At 60.9% G+C, this 26,974-nt stretch carries 28 protein-coding genes; 16 read left to right on the forward strand and 12 right to left on the reverse strand.

Annotation, left to right across the window (positions count from 1 at the left end; genetic code table 11):
* The first annotated feature begins 1 nt into the window (after window position 1).
* From J8C05_RS11900 to J8C05_RS11910, 3 genes are read left to right on the forward strand one after another with little or no spacing between them, the layout of a single operon-like run.
* On the forward strand, window positions 2–889 hold the full coding sequence (locus tag J8C05_RS11900; RefSeq protein ID WP_211423756.1) for a radical SAM protein: 888 nt from the start codon (window positions 2–4) through the stop codon (window positions 887–889).
* Window positions 867–1,748, forward strand: a complete 882-nt coding sequence (locus J8C05_RS11905; RefSeq protein ID WP_211423757.1) for a radical SAM protein — start codon at window positions 867–869, stop codon at window positions 1,746–1,748. The genes J8C05_RS11900 and J8C05_RS11905 overlap by 23 nt, the downstream gene beginning before the upstream one ends.
* Window positions 1,749–1,789: 41 nt before the next feature.
* Window positions 1,790–2,245 carry a hypothetical protein gene (locus tag J8C05_RS11910; RefSeq protein WP_211423758.1) on the forward strand — a complete coding sequence of 152 codons (456 nt, stop codon included), beginning with the start codon at window positions 1,790–1,792 and terminating at the stop codon, window positions 2,243–2,245.
* A 46-nt stretch (window positions 2,246–2,291) separates the two neighbouring features.
* Here the strand turns inward: J8C05_RS11910 and J8C05_RS11915 are convergent, their stop codons facing one another.
* The 4 genes from J8C05_RS11915 to J8C05_RS11930 all read right to left on the reverse strand — a co-directional run bounded on the left by J8C05_RS11915 (window position 2,292) and on the right by J8C05_RS11930 (window position 4,708).
* A complete protein-coding gene (locus tag J8C05_RS11915; protein WP_211423759.1) occupies window positions 2,292–3,227 on the reverse strand; it encodes a DNA adenine methylase in 936 nt (311 codons plus the stop codon).
* Window positions 3,228–3,260: 33 nt separating this feature from the next.
* A complete protein-coding gene (locus tag J8C05_RS11920) occupies window positions 3,261–4,022 on the reverse strand; it encodes a DUF6683 family protein (RefSeq protein WP_211423760.1) in 762 nt (253 codons plus the stop codon).
* 7 nt (window positions 4,023–4,029) lie between these two features.
* Window positions 4,030–4,254, reverse strand: a complete 225-nt coding sequence (locus J8C05_RS11925) for a hypothetical protein (RefSeq protein WP_211423761.1) — start codon at window positions 4,252–4,254, stop codon at window positions 4,030–4,032.
* A gap of 139 nt (window positions 4,255–4,393) precedes the next feature.
* On the reverse strand, window positions 4,394–4,708 hold the full coding sequence (locus tag J8C05_RS11930; RefSeq protein WP_211423762.1) for a hypothetical protein: 315 nt from the start codon (window positions 4,706–4,708) through the stop codon (window positions 4,394–4,396).
* A gap of 446 nt (window positions 4,709–5,154) precedes the next feature.
* On the opposite strand from J8C05_RS11930, the gene cobN reads away from it, so the two are divergent.
* The 6 genes from cobN to J8C05_RS11960 all read left to right on the forward strand — a co-directional run bounded on the left by cobN (window position 5,155) and on the right by J8C05_RS11960 (window position 13,572).
* On the forward strand, window positions 5,155–9,075 hold the full coding sequence (gene cobN, locus J8C05_RS11935; protein ID WP_211423763.1) for a cobaltochelatase subunit CobN: 3,921 nt from the start codon (window positions 5,155–5,157) through the stop codon (window positions 9,073–9,075).
* A complete protein-coding gene (locus tag J8C05_RS11940; protein WP_211423764.1) occupies window positions 9,059–9,985 on the forward strand; it encodes an ABC transporter substrate-binding protein in 927 nt (308 codons plus the stop codon). Before cobN ends, J8C05_RS11940 begins: the two co-directional genes overlap by 17 nt.
* A 38-nt stretch (window positions 9,986–10,023) precedes the next feature.
* Window positions 10,024–10,653, forward strand: coding sequence for a cob(I)yrinic acid a,c-diamide adenosyltransferase (cobO, locus tag J8C05_RS11945; RefSeq protein ID WP_459543859.1), 630 nt, complete (start codon window positions 10,024–10,026; stop codon window positions 10,651–10,653).
* 157 nt (window positions 10,654–10,810) lie between these two features.
* Window positions 10,811–11,752 carry a class I SAM-dependent methyltransferase gene (locus J8C05_RS11950; RefSeq protein ID WP_211423765.1) on the forward strand — a complete coding sequence of 314 codons (942 nt, stop codon included), beginning with the start codon at window positions 10,811–10,813 and terminating at the stop codon, window positions 11,750–11,752.
* A complete protein-coding gene (locus tag J8C05_RS11955; RefSeq protein ID WP_211423766.1) occupies window positions 11,716–12,153 on the forward strand; it encodes a YddF family protein in 438 nt (145 codons plus the stop codon). Before J8C05_RS11950 ends, J8C05_RS11955 begins: the two co-directional genes overlap by 37 nt.
* 6 nt (window positions 12,154–12,159) lie before the next feature.
* Window positions 12,160–13,572: a cobyrinate a,c-diamide synthase gene (locus tag J8C05_RS11960; protein WP_211423767.1), complete on the forward strand. Its 1,413-nt coding sequence runs from the start codon at window positions 12,160–12,162 to the stop codon at window positions 13,570–13,572.
* Window positions 13,573–13,597: 25 nt separating this feature from the next.
* Here the strand turns inward: J8C05_RS11960 and J8C05_RS11965 are convergent, their stop codons facing one another.
* Window positions 13,598–14,020: a secondary thiamine-phosphate synthase enzyme YjbQ gene (locus J8C05_RS11965; protein ID WP_014101027.1), complete on the reverse strand. Its 423-nt coding sequence runs from the start codon at window positions 14,018–14,020 to the stop codon at window positions 13,598–13,600.
* 249 nt (window positions 14,021–14,269) lie between these two features.
* On the opposite strand from J8C05_RS11965, the gene J8C05_RS11970 reads away from it, so the two are divergent.
* The 3 genes from J8C05_RS11970 (at window position 14,270) to J8C05_RS15775 (ending at window position 16,229) form a co-directional block, all read left to right on the forward strand.
* Window positions 14,270–15,034 carry a DUF6683 family protein gene (locus J8C05_RS11970; RefSeq protein ID WP_211423768.1) on the forward strand — a complete coding sequence of 255 codons (765 nt, stop codon included), beginning with the start codon at window positions 14,270–14,272 and terminating at the stop codon, window positions 15,032–15,034.
* 108 nt (window positions 15,035–15,142) lie between these two features.
* The gene (locus J8C05_RS11975; protein ID WP_211423769.1) at window positions 15,143–15,988 is read left to right on the forward strand and encodes a hypothetical protein; all 846 of its coding nucleotides are present in this window, start codon (window positions 15,143–15,145) and stop codon (window positions 15,986–15,988) included.
* A gap of 25 nt (window positions 15,989–16,013) precedes the next feature.
* Window positions 16,014–16,229 (forward strand): DUF6079 family protein, encoded by a 216-nt coding sequence (locus J8C05_RS15775; RefSeq protein ID WP_211424041.1) that lies wholly within the window; start codon window positions 16,014–16,016, stop codon window positions 16,227–16,229.
* A 334-nt stretch (window positions 16,230–16,563) separates the two neighbouring features.
* Here J8C05_RS15775 and J8C05_RS11985 read toward each other — a convergent pair whose 3' ends face one another.
* From J8C05_RS11985 to J8C05_RS12015, 7 genes are all read right to left on the reverse strand, one after another.
* On the reverse strand, window positions 16,564–16,836 hold the full coding sequence (locus J8C05_RS11985; protein WP_211423770.1) for a nucleotidyltransferase family protein: 273 nt from the start codon (window positions 16,834–16,836) through the stop codon (window positions 16,564–16,566).
* Window positions 16,837–16,880: 44 nt separating this feature from the next.
* A complete protein-coding gene (locus J8C05_RS11990) occupies window positions 16,881–17,294 on the reverse strand; it encodes a nucleotidyltransferase substrate binding protein (RefSeq protein ID WP_211423771.1) in 414 nt (137 codons plus the stop codon).
* Between the two features lie 92 nt (window positions 17,295–17,386).
* Window positions 17,387–18,553 (reverse strand): hypothetical protein, encoded by a 1,167-nt coding sequence (locus tag J8C05_RS11995; protein ID WP_211423772.1) that lies wholly within the window; start codon window positions 18,551–18,553, stop codon window positions 17,387–17,389.
* A gap of 283 nt (window positions 18,554–18,836) precedes the next feature.
* Entirely contained in the window at window positions 18,837–20,306 is a 1,470-nt protein-coding gene (locus tag J8C05_RS12000) for a glycosyltransferase family 2 protein (RefSeq protein ID WP_211423773.1), read from the reverse strand.
* A gap of 174 nt (window positions 20,307–20,480) precedes the next feature.
* On the reverse strand, window positions 20,481–21,239 hold the full coding sequence (locus J8C05_RS12005; RefSeq protein WP_211423774.1) for a 4Fe-4S binding protein: 759 nt from the start codon (window positions 21,237–21,239) through the stop codon (window positions 20,481–20,483).
* Window positions 21,233–22,135 (reverse strand): Rossmann-fold NAD(P)-binding domain-containing protein, encoded by a 903-nt coding sequence (locus tag J8C05_RS12010; protein ID WP_211423775.1) that lies wholly within the window; start codon window positions 22,133–22,135, stop codon window positions 21,233–21,235. The genes J8C05_RS12005 and J8C05_RS12010 overlap by 7 nt, the downstream gene beginning before the upstream one ends.
* 7 nt (window positions 22,136–22,142) lie before the next feature.
* A complete protein-coding gene (locus J8C05_RS12015) occupies window positions 22,143–22,865 on the reverse strand; it encodes an NAD(P)-binding domain-containing protein (RefSeq protein WP_211423776.1) in 723 nt (240 codons plus the stop codon).
* Between the two features lie 329 nt (window positions 22,866–23,194).
* Between J8C05_RS12015 and J8C05_RS12020 the strand changes: the two genes are divergently transcribed.
* The 4 genes from J8C05_RS12020 to J8C05_RS12035 all read left to right on the forward strand — a co-directional run bounded on the left by J8C05_RS12020 (window position 23,195) and on the right by J8C05_RS12035 (window position 26,868).
* Window positions 23,195–24,061, forward strand: a complete 867-nt coding sequence (locus J8C05_RS12020; protein ID WP_211423777.1) for a DUF547 domain-containing protein — start codon at window positions 23,195–23,197, stop codon at window positions 24,059–24,061.
* Window positions 24,062–24,089: 28 nt separating this feature from the next.
* On the forward strand, window positions 24,090–24,275 hold the full coding sequence (locus tag J8C05_RS12025) for a hypothetical protein (RefSeq protein WP_211423778.1): 186 nt from the start codon (window positions 24,090–24,092) through the stop codon (window positions 24,273–24,275).
* 285 nt (window positions 24,276–24,560) lie between these two features.
* Entirely contained in the window at window positions 24,561–25,565 is a 1,005-nt protein-coding gene (locus tag J8C05_RS12030) for a hypothetical protein (RefSeq protein ID WP_211423779.1), read from the forward strand.
* 13 nt (window positions 25,566–25,578) lie between these two features.
* Window positions 25,579–26,868 carry an RNA-guided endonuclease InsQ/TnpB family protein gene (locus J8C05_RS12035; protein WP_211423780.1) on the forward strand — a complete coding sequence of 430 codons (1,290 nt, stop codon included), beginning with the start codon at window positions 25,579–25,581 and terminating at the stop codon, window positions 26,866–26,868.
* Window positions 26,869–26,974 lie beyond the last annotated feature (106 nt).

Consider the following 26,974-nt stretch of genomic DNA (forward strand, 5'->3'; position numbering starts at 1 on the left):
CATGCCGCCGCGTCCAACCATCGAATGGCAAACCAACGGTGTGTGTAACTACGACTGTTCGTACTGCATACAGTCACGCCGCTATCGTCAGGGGCACCCGTCCGACGCCGACATCGAACGTTTCCTGGCGTTTTTTGCGACGTTGCCGGGCGTGTGGGAAATCAAGATGTCGGGCGGGGAGCCGTTCGCCTTCCGGGGCTTTATGCAGCATATCGTTCCCGGTCTGGCGGCGTTGCCGCACCGGGTTTCGGTACTGACCAATTTTTCAGCGCCGCTGACCGTGCTGCGGCGATTTGTGGACCTGGTGGGCGACAAACTGGAAGTTTTCTCGGCAAGCCTGCACCGGGAGTACGTGGATGTTGCCGACTTCATTGCCAAGGCGGTTACGTTTCGGGGATGGCTGCGCCGGGAAACGGCATTTGTCGTCAACAACGTGCTCGTGCCGGGAACCGTCAGCGAACTGGCCGCAGTCAGGGCCGCCGTGGAAGCTGCGGGGCTTAGGTACTTTCCCCAGGTGATGAAAACCAAGCACGGCGTTTACGAATACGACGCTATGGAAGCTTCCCTGGTGCGCATGCTGACCGGAGCACATCCAACGGCACGGGAGGCCAACATCGCGCCTTCCTACCGTGGACGGCGTTGCTGGGCAGGAGCGGCCTACTTCGTCATTGACCAGTTTGGCCACGCCTTTTCCTGCCGCACGGCAAAGCGTTTCGGGGAAGGGTATCTGGGCAATGTGCTCGACGGGAGCTTTCGTCTGAAACCCGGCCCGGAAGTGTGTCCGTACGATATTTGTCCGTGTACGGTCCCGGCCAACCGGGGCATGATTGAAGGGCTTGCAACGCCGGAAAGCGGAGGTGACACGCATGGCGACCGACACACGGGATGATGCCGGATGGCCGGTACCGCCGCGTCCGCCGGAAGGCGTCGTGATGTGGAACATCAACACGACGTGCAACTACCGGTGCTCATACTGTACGCAGCGTTTTCTGGATGACCGGACCCGCTGGGCGCGCGATACGCCACGCTTTCTGGAGGGCTTCCGGCGGCTGCCGGGACGCTGGGAAATCAAGCTTTCGGGCGGCGAGCCGTTCCTGCACCCAACCCTGACGGAGATTGTGGCCGGCCTGGCTGAAATGGGGCATCACGTAAGCGTTGTGACGAACTTCTCGGCCGGCACTGAGAAGCTCGACCGGTTTCTGGAGGCGGCAGGAGCGGCGCTGCGGGTCTTCTCGGCCAGCCTGCACCGGGAGTACGTGGCGACGGAGCAGGAAGAAACAGCCTTCATTGAGAAGGCGCGTCATGTGATGACGCGGCTGCCGCCGGGGGCGAGCTTTCACGTCACCTGTGTGGCCACACGCGCCAACCTGCCTGTTCTGCCGGAACTGGTACAGCGTTTTGCCACAGCCGGGATTCGCCTCAAGGTACAGCCTGAAAAGCAGCAGCGGGATGTCATTGCCTATACAGCCGGGGAGCAGGCGCAGCTTCTGGCGCTGGGCGGACACAACGGTCTGGGGATGCTTGCGCCTTCGTTTCAGGGGCGGCCCTGCTGGGCGGGAGCCCTTGCCTTCACCCTCGATGACCGGGGTGCGGCCTGGCGGTGCTATCCGGCGCGGCGGTACCGGCAGGAGTATCTGGGGAACTTTCTGGATGGCACGTTTGCGCTCCGTGAGACAGCCCAGCCGTGCCAGTATGCCTATTGCAACTGTACCGTCCCCATTGAGCGGGGGATGATGACGCGTTCGTGAACCGGTAACGTCCGCTTGGACAGAAAGGGCAGGGTGAGGGCATGAAGTTCAAAACGTTTCTGGCGCTGGTCATCACGGGCGGGCTGGTGTTGTCAGCCGTTATTATCGGGTCCTGCGTGTGGCTTCTCCGCCAACCGGCAAGACAGGATGTTGTGTCGCGGCCGGTTGTATCTCAACCACCGGCGCTGCCCGCACCGACCACCACAGGCAGTTTACGCCCGGTGGATCGCGACCTGCTGGAGGCACTGCGCCGGCCGGTGACAAGTGACCGCATCAAAGATGCTTTTCCGGGTCGGCCGTATAAAATCACCCTTTACTGCGACAATCCGGGAGCGGGCTGGAATCGCGCCAAGATTGACCTCAACCGCAACAACCGGTGGGATGAAAAGATCACCATCGTCAACGGCGAGCCGACAAAGCGCCAGGTGGCATCACGGGATGATGAAAACTACGACCTGGAGTACCGCTGGCGCGGCGGCCAGTGGGTGGCCAAATAGGGATGGCAACCGGCATTTACTGTAGGGGCAACTCCCGGAGTTGCCCCTACCATATTTCTGCATTTTGTGGGCAGCACGGGTAGTTGGTAATCAGAAGCTCACTGATTTTCCCACGTTTTTCGCCATTGGAGTTGATGGCGCGGCCGGCCGAAACCCTGAAGACGTTATATCCCGGATAGATACGCTCAAAGAAGCTGTCGTCCGGGTTTTCATTCGTCGGGTCGGAATTGGAAAGCATCAGGCGGGCGTTTTTTTCCCGGTCCAGCCGGCGGAAAAATTGGGCCAGGCGGATTTGCTCAGCATCAGAAAAACTGCCGCCGGTGTAGGTGGTGAAACTGGCCGTCCGGCTGAGTGGACGATAGGGCGGATCAAAATAGACAAACGTGCTTTCGTTGACCCTGGGCCAGCATTCCGTGTAGTCGGCCTGTCGTATTTCCGCCTTCTGCAGAACGCGGGAAGCGGCCAGCAGGTTTGATTCGTCACAGATGACGGCGGTTTTGTATTTCCCAAACGGTACGTTGAAGGCTCCTTTCGAGTTGAGACGAAAAAGACCGTTGAAGCATGTTTTGTTCAGAAAAATAAGCTGCGCGGCCCGTCGAATCCCGTCGGCAGAGTGTTGTGCTGCGTTGATGTCAAGGCAGCCCTTGTTGAAGGCATCGCGCATGGTCAGAAACAGATGGCCGCACTGTTCTTCCGGGGTCCGGTCATAAGCTCTCTGGTAGCTTTCCAGAGTGTCCAGCAAGTCAGCCGGCCGCTGCTGTACAACCTGCCAGGTCAGAACCAAATCCGGGTTGATGTCCGAAAGCCAGGCGCTTTCGATGGGGTAACGCCGGGCGATGGCAAAGAACACCGCCCCGCCGCCCAGGAAAGGCTCGACATCATGCCTGATGCGACCGGCTCGCAGGTTACTTGGGTAGTAGTTTTGATCCAAGAGTTGGCTTTTTCCGCCTGCCCATTTCAGAAAGGGCCGCGCTTTCAGCATGGCTTCGGTTACAAACGACGGGAAACGACCAATCTATAACTGGTCACGGATGGCCAGCACCAAGTCACGGAATTCCTCGGCTGACTGCCCGGTGAAGGATTCCAGATTGGCGCGGGCCTGCTGCCGCAGACGTTCACGCTCACGTCCGTCCGCCGACGTATATTGCGAGTACATCGCCGTTGCCAGAATGGCCAACGACTCGGCCAGCAGTTGCCGCTCACGGTCGCTTGAAGCCGTAAAATCCCCGTCATTTCCCAGAATCCCCTGGAAAAGCTCATACAACGCATAAGGAACGCCGGGAGGCATCGGCTGGCCGAAAACAACGGTGTAGTGGTTGTTGAGGTACACCGCAATCGCCGAGCCGACATCTTCAACGGGCCAGCCCTGCTCGACCAGACCACGGCGGTACTCCCGCAAGGCTTCCTCATAAAAGCGGCGTACCTGAAGCGGATCGCCATCGGCTTCCTGGGCCAGAATCTCCGGGGCAAGCATATCCGCCACGGGACGGTAACTCGTGACACTGCGGCGCGGGCCGCGCTGTGGAGCGTTGGGGAAGGTCGTTCCACGGCGTGTCACCGGGCGGTCGGAAAAAATTGCCCCGGCCCGCTCCTCGTAGGTGTGCATTTTTTCCCGGGCGGGACGGCCGTTGATGGTCGGCCGGCGGCCGACCCGCTCGTAGTCATACCAGTCAGGGTTGGCCGGAGGGCGGGAAGCCGGCCGGCTCTGCCCCGGCACCCAGATAACGCCACCCAAAACCATCCACAACCCAAGAACAACACGGCATACATTCAGCATAGGCACCTCACCACAGGAAAAGCACGATTCCGGGCACAGCCAAATGCCACATGGCTTTGGCATCCCGGACACCCACCGGCGGCGGCACACCGTTGTCGCCGCCAGGCAGAGTGACAACCGCCGAATACGACTTACTGATAACGTTTGTCCATAGTGTCTTGCGAAATGCCGATAACATGCTTTTTTTCTGCGCTTTTTTCACGCTGAATCTTGTTCTCAATGCTGAGAACATACTTCAACTATTTTGATGGGCAATCCGATAACGTGCATGGAGAGGGAGAGTAGGGCTACCAAGGCCAGCCTACTGGAAGTGGGAGAGGAGTCCAACTCAGCCGGGAAATACCGGAAAGGCGACTCAGGTCTGCAATTGTTCACTGAACAATTGGCATCATCGAATTGCGCGGGAAACCCCGGCGTTGAGGCCGGGGAGGGATGGCGCGGAGGCGCTGCCAGACGTCCTGGTCGAGTTCGGCGGTGGCGGTATCGGTCCAGTAGTCTCCGTGGCGGACGAGAGCGGGGGTGGCGGCGAGCTGGGCGGCAATGGTTTCCGCCGGTGGGGTGTGCCCGGCGCGGGTGCGCATCATCTGTCCGAGAGTGATCAGTTCGAGGTGGGGGGCTCCGGGGGTGCCGCGCCACGCTGAAATCCACCCGGTTGTCTTCGAGCGGTTCAAAATCCAGAACGCCATTGCCTTCCGCCCCGACGCCATCCTCCTCACAGGGGTGGTGACCGTTGACGATGGGCATTCTTACGGGGAAGCACATGACCAAGGACGATTCCTGCCATTGCACCCCGAACAGGGTAACGTCCTGAAAAAGCTGGACCACCCGGATTTCTACCAGGCCCTGGGCCGGTACCTGAACGACTTGAACAGGCCATCCTGAAGCGGTGGTTTCCAGACGGGACATCCAGAACGTGTGCGGCGATGTGTCGGCACGTGTCACCCGCAGGACGAACTCACCCGCCTCGCAGCCCGGACGGTCACTTTGTGTCGCGGACACCCGCCGACGTTGGCTTGATGACCCGTTGACTTGATGACCCGGCCCAACTTCGCATAAAACCCGGCCGCGAACCAAGGTCTCCCCGGCAAGCCGGTCAAAAGACGGCAACTACTCATAACCTGCCCTTGTCAACATGGGAATTTACCACCCGACGAATCCCGGCGAGACGCCGCCCAAATCCAACCCGTCGCGCTACACCGTTGTCGCCGCCAAGCAGAGTGACAACCGCTGCCGTGAAGCGCACGACAACCCCTACCGGCTGCGGCCGGATGTCGTCTTCATCTCCGCCTCTGATACCGAGCTGACCGTACTGGAAGCCGCCCGGGCCCAACTGCCGGATGGCTTCCCACCGCTGCACATGCACCCCAGCTACGCCCTGCAAACACCGGCCGAAGTGGCGGCGTTTCTGTCCGACATCGCTCCCACCGCCCGCCTGGTGATTGTCCGCATTCTGGGCGGACGGGCGTATTTTCAGGAAGGACTGGAACAGTTGCGCACCCTGCACCGCCGAACGGGCGTGGCACTGCTGGCGCTGCCGGGGGATGACCGGCCTGATGCTGACCTGGCCGACTACACGACGGTTGCGCCGGAGGTAGCCGCGAGATTCTTTGCCTACTGCGTCGCTGGCGGCAGCGCCAACTATGCCCAAGGGCTGCGGTACTTGTCCGATCAGGTGCTGGGCACCACCTTTGACGCCGCGCCGCCGGCCGCCATGCCGCTGTGTGGGTTGTACCACCCCGCCGCGGCCGACCTGGAAGTGACCGCGACACTGGACATCGAAACCTTCGGCCGCCACCACTGGCGCGACCCAACCGCACCGCTGGTGGGCGTGCTGTTTTACCGGGCCTACTGGCAGAGCCGCGATCTGGCCGTTGTGGATGCCCTGATCCGCGCGCTCGAAGCCACTTCCTGCCGGGTGCTGCCGGTATTCTGCTACAGCCTGCGGGAGCTGGCGCCGGAAACACTGGCGGCTTACTTCGGGCAACCCGGCGAAGCCCGCGTCGAAGTCATCGTGAGTCTGGTCAGCTACGCCCTGGCTGAAATCGGACATGGGCCGCGCGGCCCACAAGCTGCCGGAGCCACCCTGGAAGCCCTGGTCAATCTGGGGATTCCTGTCATTCAGGGGCTGACGGTGCGTGACACGCTGGACGCCTGGGAAGCCAATCCGGCCGGATTGTCACCGCTCGATGCCGCCATGAAAGTCGTCATGGCGGAGTTCGACGGACGGATTATCTCGACCGTGGTCGGCGTTCAGGAGCCAGCACCTTCCGGGGCCAGCCGCCAGAAATCCATTCCGGGGCAGGTGGAGCGGCTGGCTGCCTTCGCTGCCCGGTGGGCGCGGCTGCGTCGCCTGCCCAACCACACGAAGCGGCTGGCGATTGTGCTGACGAACTTTGCCAACCGCAACGGACGGGTCGGCAGCGCCGTCGGGTTGGACACACCGGCTTCCGTCCTCAACCTTCTGCGGGCGCTGCGCGCACGGGGCTACCACGTCGGCGAACTGCCGCCGGACGGCGACACCCTTATGGCGGAACTGCTGGCCCGGGGCGGATACGAAGCACCCGTGCTTTCCGCAGAACAGAAAGCGTCGGCAGCACACTACCGCACGGTGGACTACCAGGCGTGGTTTGCAACCCTGCCGGCCGTGTGCCAGGCGGAACTCCGGGCAACCTGGGGCGAGCCGCCGGGCCGCGTCATGGTGGAAGGCGATGTGGGCTACATTGCCGGACGGCGCTACGGAAACGTTCTGGTGCTCATTCAGCCGCCGCGTGGGTACGGGGAAAACCCACGGGCGATCTACCACAGCGGGGAACTCGTCCCGCCGCACCATTATCTGGCGGTCTATCACTGGCTGCGGTCCGTGTTTGGCGTGGACGCCATCATTCACTGCGGCAAACACGGTACGGTGGAATGGCTGCCGGGCAAGTCGCTGGGGCTGTCCGACCGGTGCTACCCCCAACTCGTCCTGCCGGATACGCCGGTGCTGTATCCCTTTCTGATTGGCGATCCGGGTGAGGGGCTACAGGCCAAACGGCGGTGGCAGTCCGTTCTGGTCAGCCACCTGCCGCCGCCCATGACGCAGGCCGAAGCCGACCAGGAAGGTGAACTGGCTCCACTCCAGGGGCTTCTGGCGGAACTGGCACGTGCCGACCAACTCGACCCTGACAAACGAAGCCTCATTGTGGATGCTATCTGGGAAGCCGTCGTAGCGGCCAACCTGCACCACGACCTGGGCTACACCGCCCGGCCGGACGAAGACGCCCTGCCGGCGTTCCTGAAAAAACTAGATGGCTATCTCTGTGACTTGGGGGAAATCCAGATTCGCCACGGGCTGCACATTCTGGGTGAAGCGCCCGCCGGTGAACGGCTGGTGGACTTTCTCTGTGCGCTGGCGCGGCAGGGCGGGCCGTCATGTCCGGGGCTGCCGGCGGCACTGGCGCGCGACCTCAACCTGCCGGCCGACCTCCTGACCCTTCCGGCCGAAACGCCGTGGTCCCCGGCGGCGACACCACCCTCCCTGGCGGTGCTCAGTGACACTCCCATCACCACGGTCGGAAGGTTGCGGCGGGCCATAGACGCCGCCCTGCGGAACCTGGTCTGGCAGTTGGCCGAGCGGAATTTTGTGCCGGCCGCCGTGACCGAACTGACCGGAGAGAAACCGGAGACGCAACGCACACTGACGTATCTGGTGGAAGACATCCTGCCCCGGATACGGCAGGCGCCGGAGGAAATCCGCAACCTGCTGGATGCCCTCGAAGGGAAGTCCATTCCACCGGGTCCCAGCGGCGCGCCAACCCGTGGCCGGGTGGACGTGCTGCCCACCGGGCGGAACTTTTATGCCGTGGACATCCGCGCCGTTCCTTCCCGTTTTGCCTGGCAGGTGGGACGACAACTGGGGGACGCACTGCTGACGACATACGTCCGGCAGCAGGGACGTTTTCCCGAAGTCATCGGCCTGACGCTGTGGGGAACGGCCAACATGCGTACCCAGGGCGATGACCTTGCCCAGGTGCTCTGGCTGCTTGGCGTCGAGCCGGTATGGAATGTGACCAACCAGCGCCTGGCTGGTCTCCGGCTGCTGCCGGTCGAGCAGTTGCAGCGCCCACGCATTGATGTCGTCATCCGGGTTTCCGGCTTTTTCCGCGATGCCTTTCCCAACCTGCTGGCGTTACTCGATGAAGCCGTCCATCTGGCCGCCGAAGCGGATGAACCGGACGAATGGAACTACGTCCGCAAGCATGTCCGGGTGGAGGAACAGCAGCGGATTGCCGCCGGTACGCCGCCCGAAGTAGCCCGCCAGCAGGCGCGTTTCCGGGTTTTTTCCAACCGGCCCGGCGTCTATGGCGTGGGGATCCTGGCCGCCATCGCCGAAGGCGCTTGGACGAGCCGCGAAGACCTGGCGCAGATTTACCTGCGCTGGAGTGGTTACGCCTACACGGCGGGCGAGTATGGCACACCGGCCGAAACCATCCTGGCGGCGCGACTGGCGGCCTGCGAAGTCGTGGCCCAGAACCAGGACAACCGCGAGCATGACATTCTTGACAGCGATGACTACATGCAGTTTCACGGCGGCATGGCGGCCGCCGTCCACAACCTGCGCGGGGAACTGCCGCCGACTTTGCTGGGCGACTCGTCTGATCCGGCGCGGCCGCAAGTGCGCTCACTTGACGAAGAACTGCGCCGGGTCCTGCGCGCACGGGTGACGAATCCAAAGTGGCTGCGGGCCATTCAGGAACATGGCTACAAGGGCGCCCTCGAAATGGCCGCCACCGTGGATTACCTGTTTGGGTACAGCGCGCTGACCGGTCTCGTCGCGGACTGGATGTATGAGCGGGTTGCCGAGGCGTACCTTTTTGACGAAGCGGCCGCCGCGTTTCTGCGCCGGAGCAATCCCTGGGCACAGCGGGACATCGCTGCGCGGCTTCTGGAAGCGGCCCGGCGAGGGCTGTGGGCGCAGCCGCCGCCGGCGGTACTACGTCGTCTGACAGCCGTCCAGGCAACGGCTGAAGAAGCCATCCAGCAGGCGGAGGTGAACTGTGACCGGGAGACATAACGCGCAAGGGAACTGGTCACGGACGGCCACGGCCGTTGCGGCTGTGACAGCCGTGGTGTGGCCGGGCAGTGCCTGTCAGTCCTTTCGTGCGCCAGCCGACAACCACCGGCCGGCTGCACACACAACCGCGCCCAAGCCACAACGCATCGCCTCACTTTCGGTTGGTACGGATGAAATCCTCTGCGCGCTTGTGCCGCCGGAACGGATCGTCGCGCTGTCAAAGTACGCTGCCGACCCCGAAGTGAGTTACGTTGCCGATGTGGCCCGCCAGATTGGTGTCTTTGTCGAACGGGAGCCGGAGCGGATGCTTTCGCTGCGGGCTGATCTGGTGCTGCTGGCGCGCTACACCAAAGCGGAACTGCGGCAGGCCGTCGAGCAGACCGGAACGCCAACCGTGGTCGTCGAGGATTTCCGGTCACTGGCTGACATTGAAAACAATCTGCGTCGGATTGGTCAGACGGTGGGTGAAGTGGAGCGTGCCGAGGCCGTGATTGCCGACATGCGGGCAAAACTGGCTGAGGCGCGGGACGGGCTGCGTCCTGACCGGGCCGGGTGGCGGGCGCTGTACCTGATGCCGCCGCTGATGGTGGCCGGGTGCGATACCATGGCGGATGTGAAACTGACCGCGGCCGGTCTGCGCAATGCCGCTGCGGACCTGACCGGCCACGTGGCGCTTTCGGCCGAGGCCTTGCTGGCGCGTGACCCGGACGTCATCTTTGTGGCGACGGGACTGGCGGCCGACCGTGGCTTCCGGGAACAATTGCTGGCCGACAAGCGGTTGGCCAGCCTGAGTGCCATTCGGAAACGGCGCGTCGTGGCGCTGCCGTCACGGTCGCTGCGGACGGTATCGCACCACATTGCCGACGCCGTGGGTGATATTGTTCGTGCTGTCAATGCCCTGCCGCAGTGAGTGCCGTGGCAAAGACCCAGTGGGAAAGGAAAGGACACATGATGGCGGAGGACATAACGCAACCGTCTGAAGGCGATGAAGCACAGCACCGGGCGCAGATGGCGCGCAAAAAGGCCCTCCAGGACGCGCGCATCGCGCAGGCTACCCAGGAAAAAGGGCTGATCATCGTCCACACGGGCCCCGGAAAGGGAAAAACCACGGCGGCGTTGGGGATGGTGTTTCGGGCACTGGGGCACGGGATGCGGATTGGCATCGTCCAGTTTACGAAGGGGGCGTGGGAGAGCGGGGAAGCTGCCTTTGCCCGGGAACTCGCCGGCCGGGTGGATTTCTTTGCACTGGGCGAAGGTTTCACCTGGGAAACCCAGGATCGGGAACGCGACCGCGCCGCGGCTGAACGTGCCTGGGCCAAAGCCTGCGCCCTGATGGAAGACCCGCACTACGATCTGGTGGTGCTCGATGAACTCAACATTGTCCTGCGCGATGACACGCTGCCTCTGGAACCGGTCATGGAAAAGCTGCGGCAGAAACGTCCGGCGCTCCACGTCGTCATCACCGGGCGCAGCGCCCGCCCGGAGCTGGTCGAGCTGGCCGATCTCGTCACCGAAATGAAGCTTGTCAAACATCCGTTCCGCAGCGGCATCAAGGCGCAGCGGGGCATTGAATTCTAGCCGGTAGGCTTCGCTGATGATTTCTCTGGAAAGCCCATCTGCAACCCTCTCCACTCTGGCTCCGCGTGCCGTGGGCGCATCGCCATGCCAACTGTGCGGCAACCCTGAAAGCGTTGTCCTGGCTAACCGCGGCCGCCATGGGAAACCTCTCCGAACGGTGATCTGCCTTCAGTGCGGGCTGGTCTGGTCAGACCCGCTTCCCCATAACCCCCGTGAGTTCTACACACAACACTACCGCCTCCACTACAAAGGCACGTACACGCCCAAACCAAAGCATATTCTGCGCGCCGGCAGGTTGGCACTGGCACGCTGTCAGACCATCCGGCATCTGCTGCCGACCCCACAGACGATCCTGGATGTGGGTTCCGGGGGAGGGGAGTTCATCTATCTGCTTCACAAACTGGGTCACACCGTGCAGGGCATTGAGCCAAACCGGGGTTATGCGGAATATGCCGAAAGTGAGTATGGGCTTCAGGTCCATATCGGCTTTGCTCAGGATGTGGCCTTGCCGGAAGAACACTTTGACCTGATCACGATGTGGCACGTCCTGGAGCATACCGAACGACCGGCCGAAGTCCTGTTGAAACTGCACCGGCTGCTGAAGCCCAGCGGGATACTGGTTATCGAAGTGCCGAATGTTGAGGCGACCTGCCAGGCGCCCCAAAACACCTTTCACGAAGCCCACATCTTCAACTTCAACCTCTCAACGCTGCAAAAGCTTGCTGAAAAAACAGGCTTCACCGGGATTGGTCAACTGACCTCCGACGATGGCGGGAACATCACCCTTTTTGCCCGGAAAAACGCAGAAAAAAACGGCGCTCCGGCGGCGCTTGCGATTCCGGGAAATGCGGAAAGCATCATCCGCATTGTCCGGGGACACACGCCGTTGAAGCATTACACAACCGCACATCCCTATCGCCGGTTGTGGCATCGCCTCCGGCAGTATTTTGCCGGGCAGTACGGGACACGCGATTTCACCAGCGGCAAGGCCCTGCTTGACCAGCTTTATGCGCCCACCATCCGCCGGCACGTACACCACGGCACACCTCATCAGGAACCAGCATGTCAAACCCCGCCGATGACCCGGTTCAGGAACTAGGTCACAGCCTACATGAGACACCACATCAGCCGGCAGGTCTGACAACTCCGTCGAACCGGCCGTCGGGGCGTCTCCTGTTTCTCAACGCCAGCATTCTCACCGCCTATGGTGTTTATCGCTACGAGCCGGTGACACCGGAAGCGGCACGGCAGCTCATTGCCCGGTTTCGCCAGGCGAGACGGACGCTCTACTCGGCAGTCGGGCATCGCGCCACAGCAGCCTTGATGACCCGGCTGCTGGGCATTGAAGTGCCGTTCAACCGGGTCACGGTTGAGCATCTGGCAGGCGAGTCGGCGATTGTGCTACGCCTCAATCAGCGCCCGCCGGAAGGACTGGTGCTTTCCATTGCCGACATCGAAGCCATCGGCTATGAACTCGGTCTGGTGACCCGTCTTGAATAACGTGCCGTGAACCCTCCCAGAATCATCATTGCCGCGCCGGCCAGCGGTCACGGCAAAAGCACTGTCGCCACGGGACTTATGGCCGCGCTGGCAGCAGACCGGCGCGTACAGGGGTTCAAAGTCGGCCCCGACTATATTGACCCGATGTACCACACGGCGGCCACGGGGCGGCCCTCACGCAACCTCGACGCCTGGATGCTGCCGCCGGCTGCGGTGCAACTGGTGTTTGCGCGGGTGGCTGCCACGGCCGACGTGAGCATCATCGAGGGCGTCATGGGCTTTTTTGACGGCGCCGGCAGCGATCCGCTCGCTGGCAGTACAGCGCAGATGGCGCTGTTGTTGGCGGCTCCGGTCATTCTGGTCGTGGATTGCAGCCACATGTCGGTCAGTGCGGCGGCGGTTGTCCACGGCTTTCACACGTTTATGCCAAAGGTCAATATCGCTGGCGTCATCTGCAACCGGGTTGGCGGGGAGCGCCATGCCGCATGGCTGCGGGAGGCCATCACGCAGTACGGCGTTCCAGTACTTGGCTGTCTTCCGTACCTGCCCGACCTTACCATACCGGAGCGGCATCTTGGGCTGTTGACCGTGGAGGAACGGCCGCAGGCCGTACAGACCTTCCTGGCCCGGGCACGGGAAGCGATGGCACGTGATGTTGATCTGGAGGCGGTCGTGGCGTTGGCTGAAGCCGCGCCGCCGCTACCGCTGCCGGACAGCGCCGGCCCACTGGCTGCGGCCCTGGCCGCGGCTTCGGATGGCGTGGTTCGGATAGGTGTCGCCCGTGACGAGGCGTTTTGTTTCTACTACGCGGACAATCTGGACGCGCTGCGGGTCGCGGGTGCGGAGGTCGTGTGGTTCAGTCCGTTGCGCGATGCCGTTCTGCCGCCCGGTATCAGCGGGCTGTATTTCGGCGGTGGCTATCCTGAAATTTATGCCGCCGCCCTCAGTGCCAACCGTCCGTTGCTGGCGGCCGTTCGGGAAGCCCACGCCCAGGAGATGCCGATCTACGCCGAGTGTGGCGGGTTGATGTATCTGACCGAGGCGTTGGAAGATGCCGAAGGGCAGCGCCATCCGATGGTTGGCCTTGTTCCCGGTGTCTGCCGGATGGAGCGCCGGCTGGTCATGGGCTACCGGGAAGTCAGGCTGGCTGCCGACGGACTTCTGGGCGCGGCCGGACAACGGCTGCGGGGGCACGAGTTTCACTACTCGACGTGGCAGCGCCCGGAAGGAGCGCCGCCGGCCTACGTCATTGAGCCGCGTCATCCGGCAGAACAACCACGCGCCGAAGGGTTTGCCAGCGGCTACCTGCATGCCAGCTACATTCACCTGCATTTCGGGCAGGATGCGCGGCTGGCCGCACAGATGGTGGCCCGTTGCCGCCTGTGGCAGGAAAGCCGGGGGCGGGCGCAGCGTTCATGAGAGCCGGGAACCGGGGCGCAGGCAGTCACTCGCCGATGACCTTGACGAGCACCCGCTTGGGCCGGTAGCCGTCAAACTCACCGTAAAAAATCTGCTCCCACGGGCCGAAATCCAGTCGTCCGTTGGTGATGGCGACGACAACCTCCCGTCCCATGATCTGGCGCTTGAGATGGGCATCGGCATTGTCTTCGCCAGTGCGGTTGTGGTGGTAGTGGTTCGGGTCCGGGTTGAAAGGCGCGAGCTGTTCCAGCCACACGCCGAAGTCGTGGTGCAGTCCGGCTTCGTCGTCGTTGATGAAGACGCTGGAGGTGATGTGCATGCTGTTGCACAGCACCAGCCCTTCCTTGACGCCGCTGCGCCGCACAATTGCCTCAACCTGGGGTGTGATGTTGACGAAGGCCATTTTGGAGGGAAGGTTGAAGGTCAGGTATTCCGTCAGGGATTTCATACGCAGTCGCACCCTTGTGTGAGTTTGTCCGGCATGATTGCTGATGTGCTGCCGGTGGCCATGATCCTGGGCCGTGTGACAGAAGCAAGGGACGGCGCGCCGTACAAAAATCTGAAAGTACGCGAAATTTTCTCAAAATCCCCGGCGCTGTATTGCGTTGACACAGTGAAGCACGTATCCTTGTGCCACACGACATTTTGTACCGGCCCCTTCCGATGCGGGCCGGTTGTGAAAGGAGTTGCGCAAGCGATGTTGAAGTGCAGGGCGCTGCGCCGGAGTTTTGTTTTTTTCTTCCTGTTTGCGTCGTGGCTTGCGGCTGCCTCTGGTGAGGCGCGCGCCCAGTTTACTGATCCGCTGAGCGGGATGCAGTTTGAGACCATGGCCATGGCGAACCTGAGTCTCATGCTGTCGTTGTCCCAGCGCAGTGTGTTTTACCAGTCGGTGCCGCTGCGTCTTTCCGGCGACCGGGGGCGGGCCGGCAGCAATGCCCAACGGCGTACGCCGGCGGCCGCACCGGAAAGCCGTCCGGTACAGACACCGCGCCAGTATGCCGTGACGGATTTTCGTCCGCGCCGGCGGCAGTCCATTGCCGAGCAGTTTGCGTCGTTGTCCAACGACCCGCAGCAGCGGGCGACGCTGCTTTCGCTGGGCGATGCCATTTTCAAGGAAATTGAGCGAAGCCCGGACTTTCGCAAAAACAACCTGACATACGCGGTGGCTTTGGCCGTCGGGGTTGCTGTCGGGATTGAACGCGGACGGGACCTCACCGATGAGGAGTCAGAATTTCTGCTGGGGGCAGTTCACGAACTGTTGACCTCTGACCCGAAGCTGATGCAGCAGCCGGCGGCCGAACTGACAGCCTTGTATGACACATGCCTGTTGTTTGGCGGGCTGATGACGACGTTTCACCTTGACGCCCAACAGAATGGGACCCGTGAGTCTGAACTGGCGGCCAAGCGGCTGGCCAAGGTCACGCTTCAGGCGCTGGGCTGGCCGACAGATTCGAAAAAGTAATGGGGACAAACGGGGTTGGAAAGCCCAGCCTGGGCAAGGCACCGGGTAAGACAAACAGCAATTCAACCATCAACCGGGAAACCGGTGTCATAGATAGGAGACCTGAACATGAAATTCGTATCCATCAAATTTTCCAAGAAAAAAACCATGTTTCTGTTCGGATGTTTTCTGTCCGTTTTTGCCATGACAGGCCCGGTGCTTGGCGTTGTGTCACAGGAGAAACCTCAATCGCCTCCGGTCGCAGGCAGTGCGTCGCAGGAAAAACCTCAACCGTCACCGGACGATCTGTTTGTTCCCCCGGACTCTCCAATACCAGATATAGACTTTTCAATTCTGAATCAAAAATTCAGATTGATGGACCTGGCGCGGGATATTGCCGAAAGCATGAAAAACGAGCCCACGGAGACGAAGTTTGAAAAAATAATGCAGATGCCATCTGGATTGCGCAGATTTATCATGTGGAGTCTTCCAGAGGAAGAAATAATCCAGCATTTTACGTATACTATGGAAAAGGAAGTTGCCCCGAAATATCCATCAAAAGCTGCCGATGTCAAAAGCCTGCACCAAAAGATTGTGGAAATGATCCCCGCAATCAGGCAGGCCCTGCAGCAATCGCGCATATCTTTTGAAATCCCGCGGAAATTTATCATGAGCCTGACGCCTGGTGAAATTGAGATTATTAAAGGAGCAAGTGATCTAAGCCGTATGAATTCAGAAGTGTATATCAACATGATGCAAAGCATAGACAAAATGGCTATAGGAGAACGCGGATGGAACTTTCTTGAGAAAATAAGCTCGTTTTCTCCAACCGCACGTGAACTCATCATGATGTTTCCGCCGGATAAGAGAACAAAACCATCACCTACGGAAGAAGTCATATATGATGACGGATTCATAATTATTATTGATGATGGCAAAGGAGAATGTGTAACCCCCAGTCGTAACCAGCATTGAAAGGCCAATGAAATACAGTGGGCTGATGGATGGCAGACCCACCAGGTCAGTCGTGCAGGCGCAGGATGCTGACCAAGGTACTGCCGCCTGCCAGCAGATGAAAATCCGGGAGTACCTCACCCCCTTTGCCCGGTTCTACGGACGCAGGAATGAGCGTATGGACGGCTCGTGCACCCCTTTCCTGCGCCTCTACATTGACACCTTTGAGCGGATTGGGCTGGACTTGGGGCAATACACTTAAGAAAACGCTTCATGGTCTTTGGGCAAGTTCGCAGGTGAATTTGGAGCGTTGGTCCACACCGTCGCGCAGAGCGTTCGTGTCGGGTCGTCCTGATATTTTTTGAGATGTCTTCTTCAAGACGGGCAATTGCATCCTCGAAGTGACGAATGTCCAACTGGTCTGTTGGTCATGGATGCACCTCAGAATCCAGGGTATTTCCGAAGACCGTTGGCCGGGAAATACGCTGTTGCTCACCTGAGTATCCATTTTTGCCCCGGCGTTTTCAAAACCAAGTAGCTTTGGATTGTCCTCAATCTTCTGATCTGCGGGCTGGAAGCCCGCGCTTCCAAGTATTTCACTTTCCACCCTGTACTACAACCTTATCCCGCTCGATGATCTCCCGGAAGGCCTGGCTGGTGGTGGCCCAGTCCACCACATCCACCTTCCATGGCAGGTCAGATTCCGAAAAGTCATCCCGCAAAGCAGCCCTGACATCCAGCGGTAATGCCCGGTCACTGATGATCACCAGATCGAGATCGGAATGCGGTTTGGCTGTCCGCTTCGCACGAGAGCCAAAAGCCCACACTTCATACCCGGGCACATGCTTCTGCAGGATACGTCGCACCATAGCCCAGTGTCCCGGGTGAATATCTATCGGGGGGCAATCCGTACTCATGTGAGCCTTGCCTTCAGTGCGTCGCGCAGATGGCGGGCTTCTTCCAGAAAAGCAGGAATCCCGGCCACGACTTCGAGCGCAACGCCTTCGTCACAGGTATGACTGGTTTTGCTGCGCATTTCACGGTAGCGCCGCCAGGTCGGCCAATCACCGAGCAGAAGCCCCTGCTCATTACCGGAACGAATCAGGTCCTGAAAGGACATCTGGTCGTATTGGGCTGGACTTGGGGAAACGAACTCAAGAAAACGCTTCAGGGTCTTGTGGGCCAGTTCATAGGTGAATTCAAAGCGTTGGATCGCACCGTCGCGCAACAGCGTCCGTGTCGGGTCAGCCTGATATTCTGAGATACCCTCTTCAAGACGGGCAATCGCATTCTCGAAGGGACGAATGTCCAACCAGTCTGTGGTCATGGATGCACCTCAGAATCCAGGGTATTTCCGAAGACCGTTGGCAGGGAAATATACCGCTGTTCACCTGAGTATCCAGGTTCGCCCCGGCGCTTTCAAAACCCAAGTATCTTCAGGTTGTCCTCAACCTTCTGATCTGCGGGCTGGAAGCCCGCGCTCCCAAGCACCCCAACCAGACTCGTCCCACGCGCCCGGGAAGCCGCCAGGACCGTTGTCCGCAACGTCGTCAGCCCACCCTTGAGCGTACTCAGCAGCTTTGACTGGGCAAACTTCTTCTTCAAAAACCCAAGCTGCCCACCCAGAAGATCAGTCTGAAGGCACACGCTGTACACCACAATAGTCTGTGTCCGTCCGGTGGGGTCAGTGAAGGGAATGAGTTCCGCCAGAACAAAGGCGGCTTCCGTGTAGTGATTGGCGTAGATGAGCGTTGAGGCAATATAGTCACGCCCCTTGTCCTGCCACATCAGGACGTGCACAACGGTGGTGACGGGTTTGAGATCACCGTACTTCTGAACGGCCCAGTAGAGAAAAGACTCGCCCCGGATGGCATCCAGGCGGGGAAAACGCTCAAGCATTGTGTGCGCCCGGGATGCCGGGTGTGCCAGACGAAAACACTCTGACACCAGCGACGCCACGGCGGCCGGTACGTCGGTCGGCATGTTCTTGTCAGCATAAGCTGGAAGTCCCCGTGGCCCGTGGGTGGCGTACGCCAGCGCGCGCTTCCAGAGCATCTGCCGGTAGGCATCCGCCAGCGACGGGCGGAGCTGTGCCGCCGGGCAGGTCTGCCGGAGTTGCGTCAGGGTTTCAATTTCTGCCGCAGAAAGCTTGATTTTTGAGTCTCCCACGTGCGCCGTGGAAAGCTCCGTAAGGGTGTCAGGACTCACAGGAAGGTGCGCCACGTCTGCAAGCGTCGGGACGGGGCTGAATCGCCCACAGGTGGTGACGCTTCCGCCATGCCGGATGGCTTCCAGGGAGCGGTAGGCGTCCAGAAACGTTTCCGGCGGGCTTTCCACTATAGCCAGTCCCTGAGCGGCAATGGTTTTGGCGTGGCCGGTCGGGAGCGGACGGACGACGATGCCGCCGGTGTCGAGAAGCCGTTGTTCTTCCGGTCCCAGATTCAACCCGGCCACAGAGACGGCTTCGTGGCTGACTGGTGAAGGATGCCTGCCGGCAGTGACGTTGGTCTGACTGAGTGTGACAAGTCCTGCCAGCAGGCCGATGAACCAGCCTTGGCGTCCTGCCCGTAGGCCTTTTGTGGGCATGGTTCGATACCTTTCCAGTCGGGATGAACCAGACAAAACCCGACCTTGAACTTTACCCGGCCTTGAACTTTTGCTGTCTGTGGTTAGGCTTTCGGTGCTACGTCCGTTGAACATTCCGGCAACATTTCTGCATCCTTGCGGACGGGCATAGAAACATAATCTATATTATCAGACTCTAAGCCTCCAAAATAAGCATCCAAAACCGGACTGAAGCTGAAAACACTCCGTACCCCTGCCCCGGAAACGACAGAAGCAAGGCGGCTTCAGTCACAGCCGTGATCAATCAAGGTTGTGAGTGGTCCTGCTGCCGTTTGCCAAACCCCAGCCATGACAAAGCCGGTGCAGCCGTGCGCACCGGCGGCTTCCCCCCAGCCGGCTGCCAGCGCGCCTGCTCCCAACGCCGAATCCCAAAGCCAAACCAACGGTAGGCATTCAACACGGCAGCCTGCCGGAACCAGTGAAAACCAATGGCTTCCGTCAGTATCGTCAGGACCAGCCGCGCCCGTCCCAAGGATAAAGGGCGTCCCGGAAATGTCCTTTCGTGGAGGCTGACCAGAAGCCCGGTCAACACGAGATCGTACAGCCACTTCGCCCCAAAGAGTGCCACGGCGTACCAGCGCCACTGCTCACGCCCAAAAAGAAAGGCCCCAACCAGGATGAAGAGTGACGTTATCCCCCAGATTGGCAGAAGCGCGTCCACCACCTTGACGGGGAGCATGAAGCAGCCAATAGCACGGTAGGACGGCGCACCAATCATCCGGCGGTAGTCCCACAGGGTATTCAGAAATCCGGCGAACCAGCGGGTGCGTTGCTTGACAAACGCCCACGGGGTACGTGGAGCATCCGTGTAGGCCACCGCCGCCGGGGCCACGCGGACGGCATACACACGCCCCAAACGCTGATAGACCTCATGCAGCCGGTAAATGATTTCATAGTCCTCAACGAGCGTCGCCTCTGAAAAACCACCCACCTCACGCAACGCAGCCGTCCGAAAAGCGCCAAATGCACCTGAGACCTGGAGACACACGCCACAGTGCGCCAGACCAATGCGCCACATGAAGTTGCGAAAAAACTCAAGATACTGGTGACGTACCATCCAGGGCCCACCGGCCGCACCACGGACGTAGATAAAACCACCCGCCGCCACGGTCACGCCGTCCTCAAAGGTCGCCGCCAATTCCAGGAGCGCCCGCGGAGCCAGCAGGGTATCCGCATCCAATGTGACCAGCCGTTCCGCCTCCGCCACCCGCAGCCCCGCATTGAGCGCCGCCCCCTTCCCGACTTTGGGCAGTGCCAGCAATGTGAGCCGCGCCGGAGCGGTGTCCACCCGGGGAACCTCGCCGCACCATCTTTCCTGCCCGTCCACGGCGGTCAGTCCAAAAGTCCTGATGAGCATTTCATTCATGCCATCCGTTGAGCCGTCGCTCGCCACGATGACTTCCGGGACCACCCCCACCTGACCAAACACGCTCGTCAGGGTTTCCAGAATACAATCGGCTTCGTTGTGCGCGGCGATGAGTACACTGACCGGGTGGGCGGCTTCCGGGCACGGTGGACGGTAGCCACGCTGCCAGGCGGCAATCCCCAGCGCCGTGGCCACAAAGAGAAAGAGCGTCAGGCTGATTTCATAGGCCAGATAGCCCAGGGTCAACCATACAATCACCTCTGGCTGACCGGTCACCAAACCCCAGATGCTGCATCCGATGACCAGGACGACCAGCCCCAGAACATACCCATAGGGCCTGAAAAGCAAGTTTGTTCCGGCCTCACTCAATCCAGGAATGCCATGAGCGCCACGGCTGTCCAGCCACTGGGGGAATGACTGGCAAACCATTATCAGAAAGCCTTCAGAATGGCGAGAGCCAACCCGGTTGTGGATTGGAGTACAGAGGTGCAGGCGCCCGGAAACAGCCATGGCCCCGCCCGGTCATAGCTGTGAACCTGTCACTGCCGACCCAGGAACTGAAGCCCCGCGCCGGAGTTGATACAGGCGCGACGCCGGATCGTGGGGATGCTCCTTCCCTGTCATGCCAAAGCTCAGGACATCCATCGGGCAGCTCGTAACACATGCGGCACACCGTACGCACTCGACATCATCCATCGGACGCCCCTGGCTCGCATAGCCCATCACGTCAATCCCCATGTGACAAACCCTGGTGCAGATGTTGCAACTGATACACTTGGGTTTGTCGGCAAAAATCCGATAGCGCGTAAAGCGGGCGTAGATGTGCATGAGCGCCGCCAGCGGACAGCCATACCGGCACCAGATGCGACCGGAATAAAAAAAGTAAACCCCAAGGGAGATCGTGCCGGCAAACCCCACGTCAATCACCAGCTCATACCAGTGCCTGAGGTGCTCAACGGCTACAGGCAGGGACAGTCCACCAAAGGTGGCCGTCCGAAACCAGGACCCGGCCGGCGTCCAGTGGGTCAACCCCCAACCCAACGTAAGCACGAAAATAACCAGCAGTACCCCCTGCCCCAGATGTTCCCAACGCTTGGCCCGCTCGCCATGGGGAGCCAGCGTGCGATAGTCATCACCGAGGGTTTCAGCCAGCGCACCGCACGAGCAAATCCAGCCACAATAGGCCCCCTTGCCAAAAAAGTACACCAGCCCGGGAATGAGCACGAACGTCTGGATGACCGAGACCACAAGCCAGAAGGCACTCGGCTCCCCGGTCAACACATTGTGAATGAACAGGGGATACGCCAGGATAAATCCATACCACCGCCAGTAATCCCCATGCGGAAAGGCCTGGCGCCTCGATCCAGGCCGGAATCCAGCCGTGACGGGCAATGACCGGTAACAGCTCCGGGATAAGAAACAGGGGCACCGCTTGGATGAGCGCCAGGCTGAGGGTCTGACGGACGATGTAGCCATCCCACTTGCTTGCGCCGCATGCGACGCAGGCCAAAGATGAAAATTGTGACCGTGTACAGCAGGCTGTACCAGAATCCAGGATGCCTGCCCCACAGAAAGTTGGCATCAGACTGCCCGCTCATCCACCACAGCGCACCGAGTGACGCCCCTAACGTCACGATCAGCACCGCCGTCGGACCCACATAGGCCCGGAAGGTGTCCAGCTTGCCACGATTCAAACGGAGATAGACCACATACACCACGCCGATCATGCCGGCGACGATGATCGCCGGGACGAGCCATTCGGAATAGCGCCGGACCGGTTCACCTTCCTGAAGCACCCGCGATGCCACGACATGTTTGCCAAAGTAAATGGAGGTGAAGATGAACACCGCCAGACCGTAGAGCGCAAAGCGGGTGAGCGTCCAGGTCTTCTCAATCGCAATGCCGATTCGTTCAAAAAACGCATAGGGCAACTCACGGCCGATCATGGCGAAGACCAGGGCATTCGGGAGGCGCCGGCGCTGCCCACCGACATCGAGTTCGACCTCCGTTTCGGAGATATGCACCACGGTGGTGTCAAACAACAGGGTGATCCGCCGGGCGTCCGCAAGCTGCCGGATCCGTTCGTGGTTGCCAGCCTTGATACGGGAAAAAGCCGAACGCCGATAAGCGAGGGTCACCCGATTGCCGGCCTCAGCCAAAGCCACGGCGGTTTCCACCGCCGTATCACCCCCCCCCTACCACGAGGATGTCCAGATCGTGAAAATCCTGTGGACTGAAGAGCCGGTCCAGAACCTTCGGGAGGTCCTCCCCCGGAACGCCCAGCCGCCGGGTATTGCCCGCCTTCCCTGTCGCCAGCACGACCCGCCGCGCAACCACGGCTGGCTGCCCGGCCACCGTAACAGCCCAGTGGCCATCCGTGCGGCGCTGAATGTCTGTCACCTCCGCCCCTTCCCGAATGGCGAGCTGCTCACGGTCAAGCAACGCCTGCCAGGCAGCCAGCAGTTCCTCACGGTTTGATTCACGAATGGGAAGCTCGCTCGGATTCGCAATCTGCATCGGCTCGGCAAAGATCAGTTTCCCCTTGGGAAAGTTGACAATCGTATTGGCCGCCCGGACCGACTCCAGAACAACATAGTTCAGTCCAAGCCGCTTGGCCTGGAGCGCTGCCGATAAACCGGCAGCGCCGGCACCCACGATCACAACATCCAACACATCTGGTGAAGCGACCGGTGGCAGGGACTGCAACTCCCGGTGAATGGTCTCCATCACCTCGAAGCCCTGCCTGGCGGCAAACTTCAGCAGAGGCAGACCCGACAGATCACCAATGATGAAGACCCCCGCCAGGTTGGTTCGGTAGTCCGGCCCAATCACGGGGTAGCGCACGACATCTCCGGTCGGGACACCCTGCTGCAGCCACTCCAGGTAACGCTTGACAAAACCAGGCACGTTGTTTGCCCTCCACGCGGCGGGCCAGCCCCTCGGCCGCCCGCCATCGAGTCCGCGCGGCACACCACCCTGGCGGCAGGACCGCATCTGATGGGCATAACTTTTCCGGAGTGACGTTTATTCCCTTCCCGCGTGCCCGCTCCCGCCCGCACATACCGCCCCACACATACCGCGACGCATGTCACAGGAGCATCCGCCACGCCTGAAAGCCCGGCCGGGCATCAGCCGGCAAAAAAACCAGGGGAATAAAGCCACCCGCCCGTGGGTTTTGACTGATGAGCCGGTGCTCAGGCAGCCCTGGCATCTTCGCAGAAAGCAGACCTCACCCGATGCGTGAACCGGTGAACGCCCACCCGCTGGTCTTCTGGCTCTCCCCGCTCCTGCTCCTGGCCGGCCAGTCCTGCCAGTCGGCGGCCGGACCAGGGCCGCATCTCCAGTCCGACCGTTCCCATCCGGCGGCCGCCAGCCGTGAGCCACAGGCTTCCCCGGCGGACGCACCGGCCGATGAACGGCATCGCGCCTTTGGGCGACTGCTCAGGACGTATGTCGTGGAGGGAAAGGTCAGGTACGAGTCCTGGTTGCGCAGCCCGGGTGACCGCGCGGCACTCAGGGACTATGTCCAATGGCTGGCCGGAACGTCCCCCAAAAGCCTCGACGAACCCTCGCGCAAGGCATTCTGGATCAATGCCTACAATGCCCTCACCCTCAACAGCGGGCTGGAACGGTATCCGTTGACAAGTGTCAACTTCAATGAACTCAAAGACCCCGGAGCCAGGGGATTCTGGGAAACCCCAGCCGTGGCAGGCGGACAGTCCCTGACGCTCAACCAGATCGAAGCCACGATCCTGCGTCCGACATTCAACGACCCGCGCATCCACTTCGCCATCAACTGTGCCTCCAACGGCTGCCCGGTTCTCGCTGCCGACGCCTATTGCCGCGACACGCTCGACCAACAGCTCGACGCCCGAACGGTGGCGTTTCTCAACGATCCCGCCCGTGGCGCGCACTTTGACGAAAAGACCGGCACGCTGACAGTCTCGATGATCTTCCAGTGGTATGCCGCCGACTTTGGCGATGTCACCGCATTCATCACCCGATACCGTCCTGAACTCACCGGGAAAGTCAAGGCCATGGCTTTCCTCCCCTACGACTGGCGGCTCAATGACTTTTCCACCGCCCCCAACCCGGCCCCTTGAAACACAGGGACCAGCAAGGAGTCGCGCCATGCGATGTTTTTCCATGTGGCGACGGTGTGCCTGCCCGGTCGTCGTCATCACGGGCTTCGTCGGCATCACCAGCGGCAACGTGCCCCCCCAGCGGCAACGTGACCCCAGGGGTGTCCGTCAGGGCATCCGCAAACGCCTTCACCAGCGGGGGGAGCGGAGGAGTCGTCTCCACCCCCGGCTCTGAGGCCCGGGACGACTTCACCATCAGCCGCTCCGTTCGGGGTGAGTTACGCGCCATCCGCAATTCATCCATCACGCTGCGGGATGCCAAAGGACGCGAAACCACCCTTGTGTTCAACCGTGAGACCCGGTTCCGGGCCGAAGACAAGTCAGCCTTCGGCGGCCGGTCCAGGCTCACGGCCACCGGGGGAATTCAATTCGCCGTGGCTGGGCAAAACACCCCGACCGGAACCTTTGTTACGGTCGGCATCAGCCGCCTTTTCTGACGGATGCTTTTTGACGGACCCCCTTGAAACAACGCGACCTCAGCCCCAGTGCCTGTGAACCCTGCCCACCGGGAGAGCGCCGGAAATGGTCCCGGAAGGGGTTACTCCCGGTAACGCTGGGCCTTTCCGCCCTCGCCTATGCCTACACCGGCTTCCACCTGACCAACCTGCCGGGTGCCGCCGGGGTGCATGCGTTTTTACTTCTGTTTGCCTGGCTTTTTCTGCTGTATGTGATGGCCGTTCGCACCCTGGCGACACAGCATTTCTGTATCCAACCGGGCTGTGTAGCCGCGTTGGTCGTCCTCGTTGGCACGGGCTTCCGGCTGCTGGTGCTTCCGGCCGGCATCCCCGACGGGATCACACCAGCCAAACTCCACGCCGACCTCACCGGAAAGGAAGTGGTCTTCAACCGTTTCCTGCTCTATGACCATGACCTGTGGCGCTTCCTGTGGGACGGACACCAGCAAGCCTTGGGACTCAACCCATACCAGTACCCACCGGCCTGTTTTCTCGAACCCGACGACGCGCTGGAGTGGGGGCTCACCAGCGTGCCGGCAGCGGAGCGCGCCCGCCTGCTTCCCAATGACCACTGGCGTGATATTCACGCCCACATCAATCATCCTGACCTTCCAACGGCTTATCCCCCCGGACTCCAGCTCCTGTTCCGCCTGAGTTACACCCTGTTTCCAGGCAGCGTCGTGGGATGGAAGCTGTGCCTGCTGCTCCTGGACCTGGGCGTGATGGCCCTGCTCTGGCTGACGCTCACGCACTTTGACCAGCCCCCCTGGAAACTGGCGCTTTACGCCTGGAGTTCGCTCGTCATCAAGGAAGGTGTCGGCACCGGGCACGCCGACGCCCTGGTCGCCTTCATGCTTCTGGGGCTGACTTTGGCACTGGCCCGCGCCCGGCCGGTGGCCATTGGCATCTGGCTGGCCGCTGCCACGTTGACCGGGATGCGCGGCAAGCCCCGCCGTTCAGGGCGGGGAAGGATAGCGCAGACGGCGAAGCCGTCCAAACGCAGTTCATAGTACAATCAAGACCATGCTGCGACTTCAAGCCTTCAAGTACGAACTGATACCCAATGGCCGGCAGGAGCGATTGATGCGTCGCTTCGCCGGCTCATGTCGGTATGTCTATAACAAGGCGCTGGTGCTACAGAAAGAACGGCACGAGAAGGGCGAGAAGAAGTTGGGTTACGCCGGGTTGTGCAGGTTGCTTACCGAGTGGAGGCACAGCGAGGAAACGGCCTGGCTGGCCGATGCCCCAATTCATCCGCTGCAACAGGCGCTCAAAGACTTGGAGCGGGCTTACACCAACTTCTTCGCCAAGCGGGCCAACTTCCCGCAATTCAGGAAGAAAGGCCGGTCAGATAGCTTTCGTTACCCCGACCCAAAAGGGATCAAGCTTGACCAGGCCAACAGCCGTATTTTTCTGCCCAAGCTTGGATGGTTGCGCTACCGCAACAGCCGGGAAGTGCTGGGCACAGTGAAAAACGTCACCGTCAGCCAGTCTTGCGGCAAGTGGTTTGTGTCAATTCAGACCGAACGTGAAGTTGAGACGCCTCGACCAAAGAGAGGCACGGTTGGGATTGATCTGGGTATTGCCCACTTTGCTACGCTTTCGGACGGCACGTTCTTTGCTCCGCTCAACAGCTTCAAGCGGCATGAGGTAGCCTTGCGCAAGGCACAACAATCGCTCTCCCGTAAAGTCAAAGGCAGTAACAACCGAAAGAAGGCGCTAGCCCGCGTCCAGAAGATTCACGTTCGTATTGCCAATGTCCGGCGCGATTTCCTGCACAAGGTCTCGACGGCGATAAGCAAAAACCACGCGGTCGTAGCCATCGAAGACCTGAAGGTGGGCAATATGTCCCGGTCGGCGGCAGGTACGGCCGATGCTCCGGGGAAGAATGTCCATACCAAGTCAGGGCTGAATAAGTCCATCCTCGACCAGGGTTGGTACGGGTTCCGTCGTATGCTGGAGTACAAGCTGTCTTGGAAGGGCGGACGCCTTGTTGCCGTGCCGCCGCAGAACACCAGTCGCACTTGCCCAGGCTGCGGCCACGTGTCGGCGGACAACCGCCAGACCCAAGCCCGGTTCGTATGCGTGGCGTGCGGCTGTAAGAATAACGCCGACGTTGTTGCTGCAATCAACATCCTTTCCCGCGGGATACAACGATTGCGGGACGAAGGGCAGGACACGGCCAACGCTTTGGTCGGGATGCAGGTGGACTGGCTGCCTGTGTCAGCCCGGATGGCCTGTGGATCGAACTGCATAGGCAGTCGGAAGCAGGAACCCGCCGAGACGACGGCGCGTGGAGCGATCCGTGCGTAGTTGTGGTAGGAATCTCCGCCCTTTAGGGCGGGGAGGACGTCAACAAACTCGCCCCCCTCCTGCTGCTTCCCTTTGCGGTACGTCACCTGCGCTGGGCCGGGAGTTG

Source organism: Chloracidobacterium sp. N (genome assembly GCF_018304765.1).
GTDB lineage: Bacteria > Acidobacteriota > Blastocatellia > Chloracidobacteriales > Chloracidobacteriaceae > Chloracidobacterium > Chloracidobacterium aggregatum.

What these genes read in the sequence shown, in the direction of transcription:
- J8C05_RS11900 (WP_211423756.1), top strand. Translation starts at nt 2, where the DNA reads ATGCCGCCGCGTCCAACCATCGAATGGCAAACCAACGGTGTGTGTAAC.
- J8C05_RS11905 (WP_211423757.1), top strand. Translation starts at nt 867, where the DNA reads ATGGCGACCGACACACGGGATGATGCCGGATGGCCGGTACCGCCGCGT.
- J8C05_RS11910 (WP_211423758.1), top strand. Translation starts at nt 1,790, where the DNA reads ATGAAGTTCAAAACGTTTCTGGCGCTGGTCATCACGGGCGGGCTGGTG.
- J8C05_RS11915 (WP_211423759.1), bottom strand. Translation starts at nt 3,227, where the DNA reads ATGCTGAAAGCGCGGCCCTTTCTGAAATGGGCAGGCGGAAAAAGCCAA.
- J8C05_RS11920 (WP_211423760.1), bottom strand. Translation starts at nt 4,022, where the DNA reads ATGCTGAATGTATGCCGTGTTGTTCTTGGGTTGTGGATGGTTTTGGGT.
- J8C05_RS11925 (WP_211423761.1), bottom strand. Translation starts at nt 4,254, where the DNA reads ATGTTCTCAGCATTGAGAACAAGATTCAGCGTGAAAAAAGCGCAGAAA.
- J8C05_RS11930 (WP_211423762.1), bottom strand. Translation starts at nt 4,708, where the DNA reads ATGGCGTTCTGGATTTTGAACCGCTCGAAGACAACCGGGTGGATTTCA.
- cobN (WP_211423763.1), top strand. Translation starts at nt 5,155, where the DNA reads ATGGGAATTTACCACCCGACGAATCCCGGCGAGACGCCGCCCAAATCC.
- cobO (WP_459543859.1), top strand. Translation starts at nt 10,024, where the DNA reads ATGATGGCGGAGGACATAACGCAACCGTCTGAAGGCGATGAAGCACAG.
- J8C05_RS11955 (WP_211423766.1), top strand. Translation starts at nt 11,716, where the DNA reads ATGTCAAACCCCGCCGATGACCCGGTTCAGGAACTAGGTCACAGCCTA.
- J8C05_RS11965 (WP_014101027.1), bottom strand. Translation starts at nt 14,020, where the DNA reads ATGAAATCCCTGACGGAATACCTGACCTTCAACCTTCCCTCCAAAATG.
- J8C05_RS11970 (WP_211423768.1), top strand. Translation starts at nt 14,270, where the DNA reads ATGTTGAAGTGCAGGGCGCTGCGCCGGAGTTTTGTTTTTTTCTTCCTG.
- J8C05_RS11975 (WP_211423769.1), top strand. Translation starts at nt 15,143, where the DNA reads ATGAAATTCGTATCCATCAAATTTTCCAAGAAAAAAACCATGTTTCTG.
- J8C05_RS15775 (WP_211424041.1), top strand. Translation starts at nt 16,014, where the DNA reads ATGGATGGCAGACCCACCAGGTCAGTCGTGCAGGCGCAGGATGCTGAC.
- J8C05_RS11985 (WP_211423770.1), bottom strand. Translation starts at nt 16,836, where the DNA reads ATGGTGCGACGTATCCTGCAGAAGCATGTGCCCGGGTATGAAGTGTGG.
- J8C05_RS11990 (WP_211423771.1), bottom strand. Translation starts at nt 17,294, where the DNA reads ATGACCACAGACTGGTTGGACATTCGTCCCTTCGAGAATGCGATTGCC.
- J8C05_RS11995 (WP_211423772.1), bottom strand. Translation starts at nt 18,553, where the DNA reads ATGCCCACAAAAGGCCTACGGGCAGGACGCCAAGGCTGGTTCATCGGC.
- J8C05_RS12020 (WP_211423777.1), top strand. Translation starts at nt 23,195, where the DNA reads ATGCGTGAACCGGTGAACGCCCACCCGCTGGTCTTCTGGCTCTCCCCG.
- J8C05_RS12025 (WP_211423778.1), top strand. Translation starts at nt 24,090, where the DNA reads ATGCGATGTTTTTCCATGTGGCGACGGTGTGCCTGCCCGGTCGTCGTC.
- J8C05_RS12035 (WP_211423780.1), top strand. Translation starts at nt 25,579, where the DNA reads ATGCTGCGACTTCAAGCCTTCAAGTACGAACTGATACCCAATGGCCGG.